2 protein-coding genes are annotated in these 1,110 nt (G+C 58.4%); both read right to left on the bottom strand.

Annotated features, from left to right (window positions below; all coding sequences use genetic code 11):
- Positions 1–865 (bottom strand): DUF418 domain-containing protein YeiB (gene yeiB, locus J5224_RS29335; RefSeq protein WP_413544744.1); only part of this gene is annotated, 865 nt, incomplete at its 3' end.
- A 71-nt stretch (positions 866–936) separates the two neighbouring features.
- Positions 937–1,110 (bottom strand): GTP cyclohydrolase I (locus tag J5224_RS29330; protein WP_264628592.1); only part of this gene is annotated, 174 nt, incomplete at its 5' end.

Below are 1,110 nucleotides of genomic sequence, written 5' to 3'. Positions count from 1 at the left end.
GATAACCGTTAGCCTGAATCGGCGCGGCAATATCGCGAGGAATTTGCAGCAACAGACCACTCCAGCGGTACTCCCAGGCAAGATGCCACTGCAACACCATGCCAACAGCATCAATCAGCAGTCCCATCGCGATAAACCACAGGGCAACTTTGCGATAATGCGCCCCACTGAACTCACCGCGCAGCCAGCCGCTGCGCATCAGCCCGGCGCCCAGCAGCAATGAGCCTGCCAGCAGCCAGCCATATTGCACACCCAGCGACAATAGACTCTCGATCAGCAGATCTATGCGATTGCGCCACGCTTCTACGCCACCCAGTAGGAGCCAATAGGCCTCGTAGGCGATGACTGCATCACTCGGCAACCAGTCGCGCCCCGGCTCCGGGCTGAGAATCTGGCTTAATACCACCAGCATGCCGACGCCTACGGCGTACATCACCACGCCGATACGCATCAGCATACGGCTGCTGTCCGCCTGTCGGATCATGGCATAGCAGAGCAGACCGATGAGGCCATAATCCAGCAAGATATCGCCGTCCCACATGAAAATACCGTGCAATAGCCCAATCAGCATCAACCAGAACAGACGCGCATGAACCCAGCGCGTACCTCGCGGCAAAAGCAGTTGTAAACCTGCGCCAAACAGCAGGGCAAACAATGTCAGAAATTTCGCCTGGGCCAGCAGATCCATCACAGCCCAGGTCAGGGCCTCATGCAGCGCAGGGTAACCGGCGTAGGCAGGATTGAGATAAGCGGCCTTGGGCAGGCCAAACGCGGTAATATTGAGCAATAAGATGCCCAATACCGCCACGCCGCGCACGAAATCCAGTGTGGCGATACGGCGCGGCGATGAAGGCGAGTGAGGCATCATAGGAGTTTGTGCCAATCCAATGGGACGCATGCCGCCGACAGCCACACCCGGTGGCTGCGGCAGGAGGATCAGTGCTGGTGGTGACGCACGGCGCGCAGGAACTCCTGACGCGTATTCTGGCTCGATTTAAACAGACCACCCAGCGATGTGGTGGTGGTCGCGCTGGTCGCATCACAAATACCGCGCGCTTTGACACAGTAGTGCACGGCGTCAATCCATACCGCAACAATGCTGGTGCCCAG

This window comes from Candidatus Symbiopectobacterium sp. NZEC135, assembly GCF_025962695.1.
Note: the sequence above shows the minus strand (reverse complement) of the source record. Positions and strands in the feature narration are given on the sequence as shown.